Source organism: Promicromonospora sp. NPDC090134, from assembly GCF_044746965.1.
In the GTDB taxonomy this organism is placed as follows: domain Bacteria; phylum Actinomycetota; class Actinomycetes; order Actinomycetales; family Cellulomonadaceae; genus Promicromonospora.
The window spans coordinates 55,677-71,494 of sequence record NZ_JBIVCZ010000014.1 but is presented as its reverse complement, the minus strand read 5'-3'; the positions used below and the strand labels follow the sequence as shown (position 1 = coordinate 71,494).

Below are 15,818 nucleotides of genomic sequence, written 5' to 3'. Positions count from 1 at the left end.
TCCTCCCTCGGCGGTGTCCGGAACACTACCCCGCACCCCCGGCGAAATCCCACCCCCTTTCCGGGGATTCCGCCGGGTGAGGTGTCTCAGCGCCCCGTGGTGGCCGGGGCCTCGCCCGCCGTGGCCGTCGTGACGTCCGCGCCGTCGGCCTGGATCGTGTAGTCCTCGCCCGTGGTCACGTTCTCGGCGGCCAGCACCACGGACTGGGTGTCCTTGGTCAGGGCCACCTTGGCCACCGTGGTGCCGGACGAGTCGACCACGGTGACGTCCGTGCCCGCGGCCAGCGTGTCGAAGGTCGCGGCGACCCAGCCCTCCGAGCCGTCGCCCGGCGTCTGGAGCATGCTCGACGTGCCGACGGCGAGCAGCGTGCCGCCCTGCACCGTGAGCGCGCCGGCGCTGTCCAGGGTGCCGTTGCCGCCGTCCGTCGGGCCGAGCACCGTGACGTCACCGCCCGAGACCGTCAGGGTCCCGTTCGAGTCCAGGCCGTCGCCCCCGGCGTCGACCGTGACGTCGCCGCCGGTGATCACCAGCGAGTAGTCGCCCGCGGCCTCGCCCGGCATGCCGCCCCCGCCGCCACCGCCACCGCCCTGCGGCGGTTCGCCGTCCGGCATGGTGCCCGACGCCGGAGGCTCGCCTCCCGTGGGTGCCTCACCCTGGGCCTCGTCGGTCGTCGTGCTCGTGCCGCCCGCGGCGTTGAAGCCGTCGTCGGACGACGTGACGTCCACCGTGCCGCTCACGACCAGGATGTGCGCCGCCTCCAGGCCCTCGACGGACTCGGCGACGGTGACCGCGGCGCCGTCGACGACGAGGTCGCTCTCCGCGTGGACGCCGTCGTCGCCGGACGCGACGGTGACGGTGCCGCCGAGGAGCGCCGCGTAGCCGACGGTCTCGCCGTCGTCGTTCGTGCCGTCCTCGTTGTCCGCCTTGAGGCCGTCGCCCTCGGCGTCGACGTCGAGCGTGCCGTCGGTGACGACCAGGAAGTCCTTGCCGCGCACGCCGTCGTCCACCGCGGTGACGGTGATGTCGCCGCCCGCGATCACGAGTCCGTCCTTCGAGGAGATCCCGTCGTTCGTGTTGCCGGTGACGTCCAGCGACCCCGTGCCCGAGACGACCATCGAGTCGGCCGAGAACAGGGCGGCGTTCGGCGCGTCCTCGCTGGTGTCCGCGTACGTCGAGGCGTCGGTCAGGCTGTTGGAGGAGCCGTCCGCGAGCACCACGGACACGTCGTCGGCCTGCGTGACCGCGACGGCGGAACCCGTCGAGCTGGTGATGTCGGCACCGTCGAGCACGAGCCGCACGAGGCCGTCGGCCTCGGAGCTCACCACGACCTGACCGTCGTCGAGGGTGCCGCTGATCCGGTAGGTGCCGGGCGCCGTGATGGTGACGGTGGAGCCGTCGACGGTGGCGCCGTCGCCCGAGACCGTGGCGCTGTCGCCGGCGAGCGAGACGGTGGTCTCGTCCGCGGTGTCCCAGGTCTCGTCGGCGAGGGCCGCGAGGTCCGTGTAGTCCTCGTTGTCGGCCAGCGCGTCGTCGGTGGTCGTCGCCACCTCCGAGATCGTCGTCGTGGTGGTCGCGTCCGTGCTGCTCGTGGTCCCGGCGGTGGCCGCGCTGCACCCGGCGAGGGCGCCGAGCACCAGGGCGCCGGAGATCGTGGCGGTCAGGACGGGGCGGGGTCGGCGGATCTTCATGCTGAGGTCCTCTCGCTGGTCAGGATGTGTCGTGCGGTGGTGGGCGTGCTCACGGCGAGACGGCGGACGAGGCGCCGCCAGGGCGCGTCCGGCAGGCCGGGCTCCAGCACGGCCAGCCCGGTGGCGTACTTGGAGATGCGGTCGGGCCGGTGGCCCGCCCGCCACAGGAGGCGGTCCACGGACGAGGGCCCGGAGCCGGCGGCGGTCTTGGTCTCGACCACCACGAGGTCGCCGATCGTGGCGCTGCGACGGACGTCCGAGCCGGTGCCGTGGTGGCTGGCGTCGGGCGGGCCCAGCAGGTCCCAGACGAGTCCGATGTCGAGCGTGACGCGGGCGTCGTCGAGCAGCAGGGTGGTGCGGTGGTACCGCGACCGCAGGGTCGGGGTGAGCACGGGGGCCGACGGCGCCCCGGCGTCCGCCAGGCGGTCGGCGACGAAGGCGCGGGCCAGGCCGAGGTGGTCGGCGTCGTCGTGCGGCTGCCGCTCCTTGACCGTGGTGCCGCGGCCCGCGCGGGTCTTCACCTCGACGAAGCACGACCCGGTGTCCACATAGGTTCGCGTGCGGACCTTGAACCGCCGACGGCGACGTGTCGCCGCGAGGCGGTACGCGTCCAGCTCCGGGGTGTCGAAGTAGGTGGAGTCGTAGGCGAACGTGCGGGACCCGTCGATCTCCAGCACCCGGGCCGGCGGCAGGGCCGCGAGCAGGTCGTCGAGCTCGTCCGGGGTCAGCACGTACTTGCGGTCGCGCCGGGTCTGGAGCGCGGCGGCCTCGTTCAGCTCGTCGAGGGTCACGGGGGCGAGGGCGTCGATCATCGGGCCGCCGCCAGCTCAGGACGTTCGTGCAGGGTGGTGGGGGCGCCGGTGCCGTCGTCGGTCACGATCGGCAGGCGACGCGCCTCGGAGTAGCGCACGTCCACCCAGGTGGAGTCGTTCACGAGGTCCAGGCGCTGCACCGACAGGGCGTGCACCCGGGCTCCGAGAAGCTGCTCCAGGTGCGCCACCAGCTCCCTCTGGTCGGGGATCGCGCGATCGAGGACGACCAGCTCGCTGTGGTGCCTCGCGAACAGGCGGGGATGGTCGGCCAGCGCCATGACCAGGAGGATCAGACCGCTGCCCGCGAGCCCGAGCCAGCCGGCGCTCGTCCCGAGCCCGCCCAGCAGACCGAGCGCGAGCGACGCGAAGTAGTAGGCGACCTCGTGCTGCGACAGCTCCGTGGAGCGCAGCCGGATGATCGACAGCACGCCGAACAGGCCGAGGCCGAGACCCGCGGCGACGGCGCTCGCGGAGAGCGTCGCGGACACCGCGAGCACCCCCACGTTGACGCCGAGGTAGGCGACGACGAGGTCGCGCCGGCGGTGTCGCGGGAAGTAGAGCGCGAAGGTGAGGATGGTGACGGCGACGAGGTCGACCGCGTAGAGCATGAGCTGGTTCATCGGATCTCCGGGGTTATCGGGGTGATGAACACGAGGTAAACGCATGGACCCGGCCGGTTCCTGGGGCACGCCTGGGCTGAGCCTGTGGCCCGCTGGGAGGTGACAGGGAGCCAGGTTGTCCGGCGTGCCGGGGGTGCGCCGGACGCCGTCGGGGAACCGATTCGTGGAACCGGGCTCGGACCGGGTATCCTCCTACGGTCTGCTACTGAGGTAGCGGGCGAAGGTAGCGTGTCCGAGCGGCCTAAGGAGCACGCCTCGAAAGCGTGTGTGGGTGAAAGTCCACCGTGGGTTCAAATCCCACCGCTACCGCACCCCGAAGGCCCCCAACCGCAGAATCATGCGGATCTGGGGGCCTTCGTCATGCCGGGCACTCCGTTTTCACTCCGGATTGGCTTCCGGGACGGCTTCGGCCTCTGCCTGCTGGACGAGTTGATCGATGACGATCCGCAGGTCCGGGGCGATGTGCGTCCGCCTCACATAGTGCCGCACGGTAGTTCCTTCGTCAGCGTGACCGAGTAGCGCCGTCGCGTTCGCGATGGTCGTCTCATTCGCGACCCGCGTTGCGATCGTCCGACGGAAGTCGTGCGGAGTCACTGTGATCCCCGTTCCCTCGCGAGCCTGGCGCAGCTGCTCACGAACGCGGCCGGGGGAGCGGGGCGTGCCCTCCGTCGAGGGGAACACGAGTTTGTCCGGCCCACCATCGAGGCCCAGGCCGATCGCCTCTCGGAGAGCCGCGACCACGAAGTCCGGAAGCGTGATCGTGCGTCGCGAGGTGTCCGACTTCGGCTTGGACTGTCGCGCCAGTCGACCCTTGACCGTTCCCGCCGGAGTCATCTCCTCGACTCGAACCACCGTGCCGGTCACGGTGAGCGTCGGCACCTCCGCATCAAGCGCGCCGCTTCGCGGCGCGGCCGACGGGGGCCCGCGGCGGGGACCCCCGCGCTCCGGGCGCTGCGCGCCCTACGCGCACCCCCGCCGCACCCCGCCGACCTAGAAATCTTTGAGTCTGACTCCGAGTTGTTCTCGCTCCGCCAGGGCGCGGTCTCGCGGAAGCCATTCGATCTCATAGCGGCCGACGTGGCTGTGCTTACGGCCCCTCACCCTCCCGAAGCCATCCGTCCACTCGAAGTAGCCCGCACGCATCTCCGCCACGTAAGTCCACGGCGCGTAGTCCTCGACCGAGTCCTCCTTCGTCCCGTCGCTCCACACCACCACGAGCCATACCCACGGTTGACGGCCCCCACGGGTGGTGAAGTAACCCAGCGAGGACGCCACGTGGCCGACGGGCTCCCCGTCGCGCAGCAGAACCGCCAGCCCGTTGTGAAACCGCTCCAATTCCGGCCCAAAGTCCGGCTCAGGCAGCGGCTCTACCCGAGGCGTGCGACGGAACCACATACCGACCTCCCTGCTCCAGATTTCAACACCTCCGGCGGTTGAGGGGCACGTGCGAGGATGCGCAGGTGACACGAGAGCTCAAACGGGCCGTGAAGACGGCACGAGATCGGCTGGTGGCCTCGGGTTACACCGACCGTGACGCCCATAGAGAGTTAACCAAAGCCGAGAGGCAGCTCGCGGCAGCACGAGGCGAATCCTGGGCCGAACCGATTGACCTGGCTGCGCAGTGGGACACAGGAGCGCCGCTGCCGCACCTCGTCTCGAACGGGTCCGCCGCCGTGCTGATCTGCTACGCATCTGCGGTCGACCCGAGCTGGGACGGCACTTACGCCGCGGTCGTGTCGCCGACCGATCCAATGCCCGCGCAACTGCTCGAGTTCACTTTCGAGCGCTGCCACGCGACCAAGTTCGGCGGCCCGAACGACGAAGTGATCAGCGGCCACCCTCTGTTCAGCCGAGGACTCGAACCATACGGACCTCACATCGTCCACAACTCGCCCTGGATCGCCGAAGCGGAACGCATCAACTCAGTCCACCCCCTCCACCAAGGTGGGTGGTCGCAGAGGCTTAAGCACTACTTCTTCATGTTCCACGATGAGACGTTCGAGGCCCTGGCGGTTGACCTGAGGGTCGACCAGGTGCACGGAGTCCTGGAGGACCGACTGTTGCACGCGGTTTCCTCTGTGCTCCGGGACTAGGCGTCCTGGGGGTCAGGGGGATCTAGGCCGATTTCAGTATCACCGCGCCCCGGCACGCCCGCCGCGGGCCCCCGCCGTTCCCGCGCGAGGTTGTCCACGAGCGGGCGAACACCAGGCGAGTCGCACCTCGGTGGCGGACTGCAGATCGCGGACGGTCACGGCGGCCGGCACCCGTAACCGGCCACGTCGAGCGCCCGCCTAACAACCACCCGCACGACGCCGGCGAGCCAGACCATCCAACGTCGGACACGTGGCCGGGGGGGGGGCAAGTGTGTCATCTCAACAGTGGAACGACGTCCAGCTCTCGGAGGATCTTCATCGACGAGGCACCGCGTCAAGGCCGCTCCGCGTCACTGCGTGATGGCGCAAGCGCCAGCCTTGACCCGGCACCACGCCGACAAAGAACGTGGCAGGGAGCCGAACGACGGCCCACCCCGAACGCACCAGGAAGTCCCCGTTTTCGCTCCGGTTTGCGATCGAAGGCAGTGCCAACGCATCCAAGCCGGTCGGAGCGTGATTGCGGTATCTGCGCAGGTCAGCCGGGTTGTGTCGTTCCACGTGCAACGCCGTACAAGGGCCCTCTCCAACCCCACCGCTACCGCACCCGAGTAAGAAAGGCCCCTGACCTACGCTTTCGCCGGTCGGGGGCCTTTCTCGTGCCCCGAATCCATCAGACACGAACCTGGTTCGGTGGCCAGGACCGTGTGCTCGAAGGTCGGTCAGGACGTGTCGGAGAGATCGCCCGCCCGAATGTCCGGGGTGATTCCAGTGCCCCGCACGACGAGCCGCATGGAGCAAGCCGCCGAGCGGTCACAGATGCGGCGCCTGTCCGGTCAACATCTCGGCGGCTCACCGAGGCCGCGAAGGACAGGAGCAGCAGCGTGAGCACCGACGATTTTCCGGCCCCTGAGCAGGGGCTGGTCGTGACCCACTTTCTGACCGTCCGCGACGTCGCGGTGTCGCGTGAGTTCTACGCCGACATCTTCGGCGGACAGGTGGTCCGGGCGGAGAACCCCGCGACCGTCCGGGTCGCGAACACGTGGATCATCATGAATCCCGGCGGTGGGCCCACCCCGGACAAGCCCGACGTCGTCCTCACGCCGCCTGAACCCGGCGACCCGGTCTCGGCGTTCCTCAACGTCCGGGTCGCCGACATCGCACGGTTCTACGCCGACGCGCGGGCGAAGGGCGCATACTTCCTCACCGAACCCCAGGATCGTGGGGCTGAGCTGCGGTGCTACCTGAGCGACCCGGACGGCTACCTCGTCGAGATCGGGCAGACGACCGGCCTGCTGCACGGGATCACCGCGGACTGATCGGCGCCCCTGCGCCGAGCGGGTAACGTCCGGGGCATGTCGCGCGTCGCACAGCCCCGGCCCCAGGTAGCACCCCTCCGGAAGCTGGAGCCCGGCGACGCCGTCGCGCTCGTCTCGCCGGCGAGCTGGAGCGACGAGTCCTGGCTGGCGGAGAGCGTCGCGACCGTCGAGTCATGGGGCTTCAAGGCGCGTCTGGGCAAGCACGCCGACGACCGGTTCGGCTACATGGCCGGCGGCGACCGGGAGCGTGCGTCGGACCTCAACGACGCGATCCGGGACCCGGAGGTCCGCGCCATCCTCACCCTGCGCGGGGGAAGCGGGAGCCTCCGCCTCCTGCGCGACGTCGACACCGGCGCGCTCCGGGCGGATCCCAAGCCGCTCGTCGGGTTCAGCGACATCACCGCCCTGCACCAGGTCTGGCACCAGGCCGGCGTCCCGTCGGTCCACGGCGCGGTGGCCGGGACGCGCGCGGACACGGTCCGGCGGCTCCTGACGGGCGGGAGCGGCGAGCCGGTGCGCAGGGACAACGGCCAGTACGGCGCGTACCTCACCACGACGGGCACGGCCTCGGGACCGCTGTTCGGCGGCAACCTCGAGATGCTGGCCCGCAGCGTCGGCATCGTCGACAACGATCTCGACGGTCACGTCCTGCTGCTGGAGCTCAACCGGACGGTCGGCCTCGGGATGGTCGACCGCGCCCTGACCCAGCTCCTGCTGTCCGGCGCGCTCGCGGGCATCTCGGGCGTGGCGGTGGGCACGCTCGAAGGGTTCGACGACTACGAGGACCGCGGATGGAACGTCCTGGACGTGCTCCGGGACCGGCTGAGCCCGCTCGGCGTGCCGATCCTCGCGGGGCTCCCGCTCGGGCACCTGGACGACCCGGTGTCCGTGCCGCTAGGGGTCGAGTGTGAGCTCGACGCCGACGCCGGGACGCTGACTGTCGCGGCGCTGAGCGCCTGACCCCGGGGCGGCAGAGGCTAGGCCCTGCGGCTGCCCGACAGCTTGTTCGCCAGCCAGCGTCCGGCCTTGCGGAAGTCGGCGGCAAGATAGCGAAACTGCCCCAGTTGCGTCCGGAGCACGGTGACCTGGCGTCTCGCAAATGTTTCTCGGGGCGAGTCTCCGAATCGACTGAGCTGTTGTCCCTCAAACTTCGCGTCGTCCGCAGGCATGGAGGGATCGTACTGGCGGGAGCGGTGTGACTCCGTAGCCGTCTCGCCGAGTCCCGCACTCAGCCCAGCGCCGCCCGTTCCAGGAATGCGTCCGCCTCCCGCCGCGACCGCAGCCGGTGGAACGTCAGGTGGGCGTTCGCAGGGTCGGTCATCGCGGCGCCGTAGCGCTCGGGGTGGCTCTTCCGCTGGTCCCACGACCACCGGACGATCGTGCCCTCCCGCCAGGGCGCGAGCGCGTCGCCCCAGGGCTGACGGTTGCCCGTGCCCGGCCAGAGCTCGGCGCGGCTCACCGCGAGCGACAGCGTGCGGCGGTACACCTGCGCCATCACGAGCTCCACGTGCCGGACGTCGAGGCGTGCCGCCAGCCGTCGCGCGAACGTGGACTTGCCCGACCCGGCCGCTCCGACCACCGACACCCTGTGCACCGGACGACGTTAGCCCGGCCGCGCGCCCGAGCCGTCAGGATTTTCGACGTGCTCGGCCACGTCCGACTCGACGTCCGGTTCCGAGGGCGCATCCTTCGGCGGGTCGATCCACCGCGCCAGCTCGCGGTCCACCAGCTCCTCGGCCCGCCGGATCCAGCACCGTTCCCAGGGCCAGCGCAGCGGACCCCAGCCCGCCCGCCTGAGGCCGTCGTCCCTCATGCGCGCCCGGCCGGCAGCGTGAGCATCGCCAGCGAGCCCGCGACCAGGGCGAGCACCGAGAGCGCCACGCACACCCAGGTCAGCGCGTACGTCGTCCGGAGCACGTGCTCGTTGAAGGCGACCCGGACGTACAGGGCGCGGAAGAACTCGAGCTCGGTCCGGGCGGCGTCCCACTGCTCGCGCCGGGACCGGGCGAGCGTGGCCGTGACGTCCGGTTCGCGGATGCGGTCGGCCATGTACAGCACGACCGTCGCGGCGCCCGCCAGGGCCAGGATCGCAACGCCCACCGTCGGCCAGAGGCCGGTCGTGGCGCCGGCCTCCCAGGCCGTGGCGTTGATCGCGAGGGAGCCACCGAACGCGAACGTGGCGATCACCTTCTCCCCGTCGACGCGCCATCGCTGGTGGCCCAGGGCTCGCTCCAGCGCCCGCTCCGCCGTCCCCCGCAACGCCGCGTCCATGGGGTGATTCTTTCTGCGCGACTTGCCCGGTGTCGAGATGTACTGAGATGCCGGGTTCGGCCCTGACCAGGAACGTTGGGCCGCCTGACCTGGGCCGCCCTCCGCCCCGGGGTGGAATGCGACCTCGGAAAGACTGGTTGACCAGGGCATATATCACCCGCGAGATCTTGCATCCCCGGCCTGTCATGGGCTGGACTTGGGCCCGCGCCCACCGGCGCTTGCCCTGGTGCCCATCGATCGAGCCCACATCACCCATGCCGGTAGCTCAGGAGGAGAAGACGATGACGGAGAACGAGACGTTGCGCGCGGAACGGTTCGCATCGGGCAAGGCGGCCCTCGACGCGATCCACGACGACGCGGGCCACGGGGTCATCGAGTCGCTGTCCGACGTCGCTCCTGAGCTCGGGCACCAGATCGTCGCGTGGGGCTACGGAGACATCCTGTCCCGGCCGGAGCTGGACCCACGGCAGCGTCAGCTCGTGACCCTCGGGATCCTCACCGCGCTGGGCGGCAGCGAGCCGCAGCTCGAGGTGCACATCGGCGCCTCGCTCAACGTCGGCCTCACCCCGCAGCAGATCATCGAGGTCTTTCTGCACAGCTCGGTCTACTGCGGGTTCCCGCGGGCGCTGAACGCCGTCGCCACCGCGAAGCGCGTCTTCGCCGAGCGCGGCCTGCTGCCGCTGGCCTGATCCGGTCCGCAAGCCCGCGACCGTCCGCCGCCCGCCCCGGCAGCCTAGAGGAACGCCACCCCGGTCAGCTCCTGCGCGGTTGTCCACAGCCGCCGTCCGACGGCGGGATCGGTCGCCTCGGCGGAAGCCCGCACCTCCGCGACGCGCCCGCGGATCTCCCGGAACCCGGCGGGGCCGAAGAACTGCCCGCCGCGCACCCCGGCCGCCGTCGCGGCGTGGAGCTGGGGGAGCGCGCCGCGCTCGACCGGCTGGGTCACGAGCAGGCCCAGCCGCGCCACCCAGCCGCCGGCACGGCCCCGGTCCTCCCAGGCGCGCGGTGTGAGGTTCGTGCCGGAGAGCCCGGGGTGGGCGAGCGTGCTGATCACCGGCGAGCCCGCGGCGCGCAGGCGCCGGTCCAGCTCGACGCCGAACACCGTGGTCGCGAGCTTCGACGCCCCGTAGGCCGGGGAGGCGCGGAAGTCGCGCTCGGCCATGAGGTCGTCGAAGTCGAGGTGCGCGGTCTTGTGGGTGATCGAGCTGAGCGACACGACGCGCGGCGCGTCCCCGCGGGCGAGCAGCGGGAGCAGCAGCCCGGTGAGCGCGAAGTGGCCCAGCATGTTGGTGCCGAGGTGCAGCTCGAAGCCGTCGGACGTCGTCCGCCGCGGCCCCAGGAGCACGAGCCCGGCATTGTTGACGAGGAGGTCGATCTGGCCGAGCTCCTCGGCGATCCGGGCGGCGAAGGTCCGCACCGACACGAGCGAGGCGAGATCGAGCGCCCGCACCCGGAGCTTGGCGCCCGGTACGGCCGCCGCGATGGCGTGCGCGGCGTCGTCGCCCGCCGCTACGTTCCGGACGGCGAGGACGACGTCGGCGCCGTGCCGCGCGAGCTCGGTCGCCGTCACCAGGCCGAGGCCGGAGTTCGCGCCGGTCACGACGGCGAGCCGGCCGGTCTGGTCAGGGATGTCGGAGGTGTTCCACGTGTTCATGGTCGGCGACGCTAGGCGGCGCCGGCCCGCCCCCACGCGGCCTCGCCTCCCTCGGTCTGGCAGGACCACCCTGGCCGTGGGGCGGAGGCGCACACTGGTTGCCATGGCCACGGAACAGCCCTACGCGCGCGAGCTCGGCGACTTCCTGCGGTCCCGCCGCGAGCGCACCACACCGCAGGACCTCGGGCTCGAGCCCGGCCCGCGGCGCAAGGTCGCAGGACTGCGGCGCGAGGAGCTCGCGCTGCTCGCCGGCCTGAGCGCCGACTACTACCAGCGCCTGGAGCAGGGCCGGAACGTGCGCCCGTCCGACGCCGTGCTCGACGCGATCGCCGACGCCCTGGCGCTGGACGAGATCGAGCGGCGGCACATGCTCATGCTGGCGCGGGCGACACGGCAGCCCGACGTGCGCGTGCAGCGGCGTCCGGACCGGGTGCCGGCCAGCACCGCGCGGCTGCTGCCGCTGATGGGCGTCCCCGCGCTCGTGCTCGGTCGGCACCTCGACGTGCTGGCGTGGAACGACCTGGCCGCCGAGCTGCTCGGCGACCCGGCGGACCACGCGCCGGAGCGGCGCAACTTCCTCATGGCCCTGTTCGACGACGACGGGGCGCGGCTGCACTGCGCGGACTGGGAGGCCACCGCCCTCGACTACATGGGGATGCTGCGCGCCGCCGTCGCGGCCGACCCGGACCATCCCCGGGCCGTCGCGGTCGTGGGGGAGCTCAGCATCCGCAGCGCGGACTTCCGCCGGCTGTGGGCGCGGCACGACGTGCGCGAGAGCGTGCACGGCGCCAAGGTGATCCACCACCCGAGGGTCGGCGACATCGCGATGGAGTGGGACGCGTACCCGCTGCCCGGCAACCCGGGCCCGGTCATGGTCGTCTTCACGCCGCAGCCTGGCGCCGCCGACGACCAGCTCCGCCTGCTCGCCTCGCTCGCCGGCATGGACGCGGACCGCCCCGCGCCGGCTCGGCAGGGTTCGACCCAGGGCTGCTAGGGCCGCGGCAGCGCCGCCGCGTCGCGGTGCTCGACCAGCTCCGACCGCTCCCGCCTGAGCCGGTCCACACCCCAGGCCCCGAGCGGCGCGAGCGCGGCGTTGAGCGTGCGGCCGTGCTCCGTCAGCGTGTACTCGACGCGCGGCGGCACCTCGGCGTGCACCCGCCGGTGCACCAGCCCGTCCGCCTCCATCTCGCGCAGGTGCTGCGTCAGCATCTTCTCGCTCACGCCCGGGAGCCCGCGCCGCAGCTCCGCGAACCGGCGCACGCCGTGCTCGTCGAGCTCCCAGAGGATCAGGCCCTTCCACTTGCCGCTCACCACGTCGAGCGCGGCGTCGATGCCGCAGATGTAGGGGCCGTTGCGGGGTGCCTTCGCCATCGTGCGCTCCTCGGGTCGGGGTACGTACCAAAAGGTAAGTACCCCAGTAAATAGTGGGTACTTCCGCGATGGTACGTCGCCCGGTGAGCATGGTCAGGTCCCCACGACCTGAGGAGATCCCCCGATGACCACCCCCGCACGCACCGGCGTCACGGTGCTCGGACTGGGCGCGATGGGCAGCGCCCTGGCCGCCGCGCTGCTCGACGCCGGCCATCCCACCACCGTCTGGAACCGCACCCCCGCCCGCGCCGCCGGCCTGGTCGCCCGCGGGGCCACGGCGCCGTCCGACGTCGCCGGTGCCGTGACCGCGCACTCGCTGGTCGTGGCCTGCCTGCTCGACCACGCCTCCGTGCACCAGACGCTCGACCCGGTCGTCGAGACCATGCGAGGGAGCGCGCTGGTCAACCTCACGACCACCACGCCGAACGAGGCCCGCGAGCTCGCCGAGTGGGCGGCACGGCACGGCGTCGACTACCTCGACGGCGCGGTCATGGCCACCCCGCCGATGATCGGCACCGCCGAGGCGTCGATCCTGTACAGCGGCTCCGCCGAGGTGTTCGACGCCGCCCGGCCCGTGCTCGACCGTTGGGCCACCAGCACGTACGACGGCGCCGACAGCGGCCTGGCCTCCCTGTACGACCTCGCCATGCTCTCGGGCATGTACACGATGTTCGCGGGCTTCCTGCACGGGGCCGCGATGGTCGGCTCCGTCGGCGTGAGCGCCACCGAGTTCGCGGCCCGCGCCACGCCGTTCCTCAGCGCGATGACGGCCGGCTTCGCCCACGACGCCGCGGTGGTCGACGGCGGCGACTACACCGTCGCCGGCCAGCAGAGCCTGGACTTCTCCGACCTCGGCCACATCGTGCGCGCCAGCGAGGAACAGGGCGTCGACCCCGCACCCGTCGCCGCCGTCCAGGAGCTCATCAGCCGCCAGAGAGCGGCCGGCCACGGCGCCGAGGGGTTCGCACGACTCTACGAGAGCCTCCGGGCGGGCCGGGCGGAGGTCGTGCGATGAGCGCCCCCGTCACCCTCATCGGCCTGGGGCCCATGGGCCAGGCCATGGTCCGGTCGCTGCTCGCCGCGGGCCACCCCGTCACCGTCTGGAACCGGACGCCCGGCCGCGCCGCGGACGTCGTCGCCGCGGGCGCGCACCTCGCGGCCACGCCCGCCGACGCCGTGGCCGCGAGCGAGCTCGTGATCCTCAGCCTCACCGACTACCAGGCCATGTACGACATCCTCGGACCGGCGACGACGACGGCGCCCACGGCGCTCGCGGGCCGCACGCTCGTGAACCTCAGCTCGGACTCGCCCGACCGGTCCCGCGAGGGCGCCGCCTGGGCGGCGGAGCACGGCGCGCGCTTCCTGACCGGCGGGGTGATGAACCCCGCCCCGATGGTGGGCACGGAGGCGGCGTACGTCTACTACAGCGGCCCGGCCGAGCTGCTGGAGGCCCACCGGGCGGCGCTGAGCACGATCGGCGCGCCGCGCTACCTCGGGGCGGACCCCGGGCTGGCGCAGCTCATGTACCAGGCCAACCTCGACGTGTTCCTCACGTCGCTCGCCGCGCTGATGCACGCGACGGCCCTGCTGGAGACCGCGGGCGTGCGGCCGACGGCGGCGCTGCCGGAGCTCGTGCAGACCCTGTCCGGTACCGCCGAGATGCTGGAGATCGGCGAGAACCCGGCCGCGCAGCTCGAGGCCGGCGAGCACCCGGGCCACCTGAGCACCGTGACGATGATGGGCGCGACCGCCGACCACATCGTGACCGCGAGCGAGGCCGCGGGGGTCGACACCGGACTGCCCGCCGCCGTCCGGGCGTACTACACGTGGGCCCGCGACCACGGCCACGGCGGCGACAACTGGACGCGCATCATCGACGCCATGCGGCCGGTCAGCCCCGGCCGATCCTCCGGCGGGGGTCCAGACCCGAGTCGGCGAGGCTCGTGACCATGCTCCCGGGCTCGAACGCCCGCTCCGACCGCAGGTCGTGCACCACGGAGCGGAGCAGGCCCGGGAGAAAGTCCCGTCCCCGGCGCACGCACCACGGCAGCCCGGCCCGCAGGAGCCAGACCAGTCGCTGCCGCGCCGACGGCGGGTCGGGCGCCGCGGGCAGCCGGGCGGCGCGGGCGGCCACCTCGTATGCCGGGTCGAGGTCCGCCAGCGCCGTCGCGACGCCGAGCGCCAGCCGCCGGTGCCCGGCGGGCGAGGGGTGCACCCGGTCGACGTGCCAGGCCTTCGCCCCGGCCGGGGCGATCGCCGCCGCGGCGTCGATCACGACGACGCGGCCGTCCGCGGCGGCCGTCGCTGCCGCGCCCGCGGACGCCGCGACCTCGTCGACCGCCGCGTTGATCGCGGCGACCCGGCGCCGCATCACGTGCCGGACCAGCCGGGGCGTGAGCTCGAACAGGCCGATCACGGGGAGCCGCACGAGCACCACGTCGGTCCCGGCGCGGCGCAGCTCGCCGACGCAGCGGTGCAGGTCGGCGAGCGTGAACCGGGCGTCGAAGTCGCTGCGCAGCACGTCGTTCCCGCCCACCAGCACGGTGGCGAGCCGGGGGCGGAGCGCGAGCGCGGCGTCGAGCTGGGTGTCCGCGACGTCGCGGGAGCGGGCGCCGTTGGTGGCGAGGTTCGAGAACTCCGCCACGCCGAGCACGGCGGCGAGGTGCGCGGCCCAGCCGGGGCCGTGAGCGGCGTCCGGGCCGACGGTGTCACCCACGCCCGCGGTGATCGAGTCACCGAGGGCGACCAGTCGGAAGCAGCTCTCGCGTCCCGCCGGCGCCGTCATCTCACCGTCGCCCCCCGGTGCCGACGTCCGCCAGGTCGAAGGCCTTGCGCGAGTGCAGGTCGAGCATCGCGTCGCCGGTGGCGCTCCACGGGAAGAGCTCGGCGCGGGCGCGGGCATCCTTGCGCCGCACCTCCACGTCGCGGTCGAGCACCTCGTGCAGGGCGAGGGCGAGCGCCGACGCCTCCGGCGGGGCGGCGGCCCCGGCGGTGCCGACCACCTCGGGGAGTGCGCTCGACGAGCTGCAGACCACGGGCGTCCCCGAGGCCAGGGCCTCCAGCGCCGCGAGGCCGAACGTTTCGATCGGCCCCGGGGCGATGACAGCGTCGGCGCAGGTCAGCAGGGTTGCGAGCCGGTCGCGGTCGGGGATGAACGAGAGGAACCGGTGGGGGAGCCCGGCGGCCTCGGCCCGGCGCCGCATCTTGGGCAGGAGCGGTCCGGAGCCGGCCACGACGAGCCGCACGGGGCGGCCGTCGCGTACGAGCTGGGCGGCGGCGTCGATCGCGAGGTCGGGCCGCTTCTCCGTGGACTGGCGGCTCGCGAGCACGATGAGCGCGGTGCCGGGCGGCGCGTACTCGGCGCGGGCCTCGGCCGAGTACCGGTCGGGCCGGAAGCGTTCCAGGTCGACGCCGAGCGGCACGCGGTACAGCGGCGGCAGCGTGGTGCCCCGCATGCGCTCGGCGAGGCGCTCCACCTCGCCCGCGGCGAAGTGCGTGGTGGCCACGAGCCGGTCGAACCGGGTGAGCGTGGCGAGGTTGTACCGGTCGGCCAGCGCGGGCGTCGCGGCCGCGCCGAAGTCGGCCGCCCAGCCGCCCTCGGCGCCGCCGGGGAGCCAGGACCGCAGCACGCCGTCGACCCGCTCGTGCAGCATCATCAGCGACGGGATTCCGGCCTCGCGGGCCCAGTCGCCCAGGCCGGCGAGGGTGGTGCGGTCGCTCACCTCGAGGCGGTCGGGCGCCAGCGTCTCCAGCAGGCCCCGCATCTTGCCGGGCCGCACCACGGCGCGGTACCCGCCGGAGAACGGCACGCGTGGCGCCGCCAGGCTGACCACCCGCACCCCGTCCACGTGCGTCACTCCGTCCCGCCTGGCCGGCACGACGAGCACGGGTTCGTGCCCCCGGGAGAGGTACTGCCCGGCCATGGCGTGCATCGCAGTTCGGATGCCCCCGGAACGAGGGCTGTAGAAGTTCGCGACGTGGACGATTCGCAAG

20 protein-coding genes and 1 tRNA gene are annotated in these 15,818 nt (G+C 72.7%); 8 read left to right on the top strand and 13 right to left on the bottom strand.

Translation table 11 applies throughout. The features are described from left to right. Positions 1-86: 86 nt before the first annotated feature. From ACIPN7_RS27600 to ACIPN7_RS27590, 3 genes are read right to left on the bottom strand one after another with little or no spacing between them, the layout of a single operon-like run. On the bottom strand, positions 87-1,688 hold the full coding sequence (locus ACIPN7_RS27600) for a carbohydrate-binding domain-containing protein (protein WP_400550027.1): 1,602 nt from the start codon (positions 1,686-1,688) through the stop codon (positions 87-89). Next, positions 1,685-2,500, bottom strand: coding sequence for a polyphosphate polymerase domain-containing protein (locus ACIPN7_RS27595; protein ID WP_400550026.1), 816 nt, complete (start codon positions 2,498-2,500; stop codon positions 1,685-1,687). The genes ACIPN7_RS27600 and ACIPN7_RS27595 overlap by 4 nt, the downstream gene beginning before the upstream one ends. Further along, complete coding sequence (locus ACIPN7_RS27590) at positions 2,497-3,120, bottom strand: DUF4956 domain-containing protein (protein WP_400550024.1); 624 nt, start codon at positions 3,118-3,120, stop codon at positions 2,497-2,499. The genes ACIPN7_RS27595 and ACIPN7_RS27590 overlap by 4 nt, the downstream gene beginning before the upstream one ends. 222 nt (positions 3,121-3,342) lie before the next feature. Here ACIPN7_RS27590 and ACIPN7_RS27585 point away from each other — a divergent pair. Further along, a tRNA-Ser gene (locus ACIPN7_RS27585) sits at positions 3,343-3,429 on the top strand. A 69-nt stretch (positions 3,430-3,498) separates the two neighbouring features. Here ACIPN7_RS27585 and ACIPN7_RS27580 read toward each other — a convergent pair. Both ACIPN7_RS27580 and ACIPN7_RS27575 read right to left on the bottom strand, forming a co-directional pair. After that, entirely contained in the window at positions 3,499-3,999 is a 501-nt protein-coding gene (locus tag ACIPN7_RS27580; RefSeq protein ID WP_400550022.1) for a tyrosine-type recombinase/integrase, read from the bottom strand. A 111-nt stretch (positions 4,000-4,110) separates the two neighbouring features. Then, positions 4,111-4,515 (bottom strand): hypothetical protein, encoded by a 405-nt coding sequence (locus ACIPN7_RS27575; protein ID WP_400550020.1) that lies wholly within the window; start codon positions 4,513-4,515, stop codon positions 4,111-4,113. 65 nt (positions 4,516-4,580) lie between these two features. Here ACIPN7_RS27575 and ACIPN7_RS27570 point away from each other — a divergent pair, with 65 nt between their 5' ends. From ACIPN7_RS27570 to ACIPN7_RS27560, 3 genes are all read left to right on the top strand, one after another. Next, on the top strand, positions 4,581-5,213 hold the full coding sequence (locus ACIPN7_RS27570; protein WP_400550017.1) for a hypothetical protein: 633 nt from the start codon (positions 4,581-4,583) through the stop codon (positions 5,211-5,213). A gap of 881 nt (positions 5,214-6,094) precedes the next feature. Then, complete coding sequence (locus ACIPN7_RS27565) at positions 6,095-6,529, top strand: VOC family protein (protein WP_400550014.1); 435 nt, start codon at positions 6,095-6,097, stop codon at positions 6,527-6,529. Positions 6,530-6,565: 36 nt separating this feature from the next. After that, on the top strand, positions 6,566-7,489 hold the full coding sequence (locus ACIPN7_RS27560) for an LD-carboxypeptidase (protein ID WP_400550012.1): 924 nt from the start codon (positions 6,566-6,568) through the stop codon (positions 7,487-7,489). Between the two features lie 17 nt (positions 7,490-7,506). Here the strand turns inward: ACIPN7_RS27560 and ACIPN7_RS27555 are convergent, their stop codons facing one another. Genes ACIPN7_RS27555 through ACIPN7_RS27540 form a run of 4 tightly spaced genes read right to left on the bottom strand, consistent with a single transcriptional unit; the run spans position 7,507 to position 8,800 of the window. Beyond that, the gene (locus ACIPN7_RS27555; RefSeq protein ID WP_400550010.1) at positions 7,507-7,698 is read right to left on the bottom strand and encodes a hypothetical protein; all 192 of its coding nucleotides are present in this window, start codon (positions 7,696-7,698) and stop codon (positions 7,507-7,509) included. A 59-nt stretch (positions 7,699-7,757) separates the two neighbouring features. Continuing rightward, positions 7,758-8,123, bottom strand: coding sequence for a hypothetical protein (locus tag ACIPN7_RS27550; protein WP_400550009.1), 366 nt, complete (start codon positions 8,121-8,123; stop codon positions 7,758-7,760). Between the two features lie 9 nt (positions 8,124-8,132). Then, the gene (locus ACIPN7_RS27545) at positions 8,133-8,342 is read right to left on the bottom strand and encodes a hypothetical protein (RefSeq protein WP_400550008.1); all 210 of its coding nucleotides are present in this window, start codon (positions 8,340-8,342) and stop codon (positions 8,133-8,135) included. Then, positions 8,339-8,800: a hypothetical protein gene (locus tag ACIPN7_RS27540; protein WP_400550006.1), complete on the bottom strand. Its 462-nt coding sequence runs from the start codon at positions 8,798-8,800 to the stop codon at positions 8,339-8,341. The genes ACIPN7_RS27545 and ACIPN7_RS27540 overlap by 4 nt, the downstream gene beginning before the upstream one ends. A 281-nt stretch (positions 8,801-9,081) precedes the next feature. Between ACIPN7_RS27540 and ACIPN7_RS27535 the strand changes: the two genes are divergently transcribed. Then, positions 9,082-9,489, top strand: a complete 408-nt coding sequence (locus ACIPN7_RS27535; RefSeq protein WP_400550003.1) for a carboxymuconolactone decarboxylase family protein — start codon at positions 9,082-9,084, stop codon at positions 9,487-9,489. 44 nt (positions 9,490-9,533) lie between these two features. Here the strand turns inward: ACIPN7_RS27535 and ACIPN7_RS27530 are convergent, their stop codons facing one another. Further along, positions 9,534-10,454 carry an oxidoreductase gene (locus ACIPN7_RS27530; RefSeq protein WP_400550001.1) on the bottom strand — a complete coding sequence of 307 codons (921 nt, stop codon included), beginning with the start codon at positions 10,452-10,454 and terminating at the stop codon, positions 9,534-9,536. Positions 10,455-10,557: 103 nt separating this feature from the next. Between ACIPN7_RS27530 and ACIPN7_RS27525 the strand changes: the two genes are divergently transcribed. Next, positions 10,558-11,448 (top strand): helix-turn-helix transcriptional regulator, encoded by an 891-nt coding sequence (locus ACIPN7_RS27525; RefSeq protein ID WP_400549999.1) that lies wholly within the window; start codon positions 10,558-10,560, stop codon positions 11,446-11,448. Here the strand turns inward: ACIPN7_RS27525 and ACIPN7_RS27520 are convergent. Continuing rightward, on the bottom strand, positions 11,445-11,825 hold the full coding sequence (locus ACIPN7_RS27520; protein ID WP_357481569.1) for a helix-turn-helix domain-containing protein: 381 nt from the start codon (positions 11,823-11,825) through the stop codon (positions 11,445-11,447). The two genes, ACIPN7_RS27525 and ACIPN7_RS27520, sit on opposite strands and share 4 nt — an antisense overlap. A gap of 124 nt (positions 11,826-11,949) precedes the next feature. On the opposite strand from ACIPN7_RS27520, the gene ACIPN7_RS27515 reads away from it, so the two are divergent. Together ACIPN7_RS27515 and ACIPN7_RS27510 are read left to right on the top strand one after the other, a co-directional pair. After that, a complete protein-coding gene (locus ACIPN7_RS27515) occupies positions 11,950-12,840 on the top strand; it encodes an NAD(P)-dependent oxidoreductase (protein WP_400549997.1) in 891 nt (296 codons plus the stop codon). Then, positions 12,837-13,772, top strand: a complete 936-nt coding sequence (locus ACIPN7_RS27510; RefSeq protein ID WP_400549995.1) for an NAD(P)-dependent oxidoreductase — start codon at positions 12,837-12,839, stop codon at positions 13,770-13,772. The genes ACIPN7_RS27515 and ACIPN7_RS27510 overlap by 4 nt, the downstream gene beginning before the upstream one ends. On the opposite strand, the gene ACIPN7_RS27505 is transcribed toward ACIPN7_RS27510, so the two are convergent. Then, entirely contained in the window at positions 13,717-14,610 is an 894-nt protein-coding gene (locus ACIPN7_RS27505; RefSeq protein ID WP_400549994.1) for an SGNH/GDSL hydrolase family protein, read from the bottom strand. The two genes, ACIPN7_RS27510 and ACIPN7_RS27505, sit on opposite strands and share 56 nt — an antisense overlap. Position 14,611: 1 nt before the next feature. Continuing rightward, a complete protein-coding gene (locus tag ACIPN7_RS27500) occupies positions 14,612-15,817 on the bottom strand; it encodes a glycosyltransferase (RefSeq protein ID WP_400549992.1) in 1,206 nt (401 codons plus the stop codon). Position 15,818: the final 1 nt, after the last annotated feature.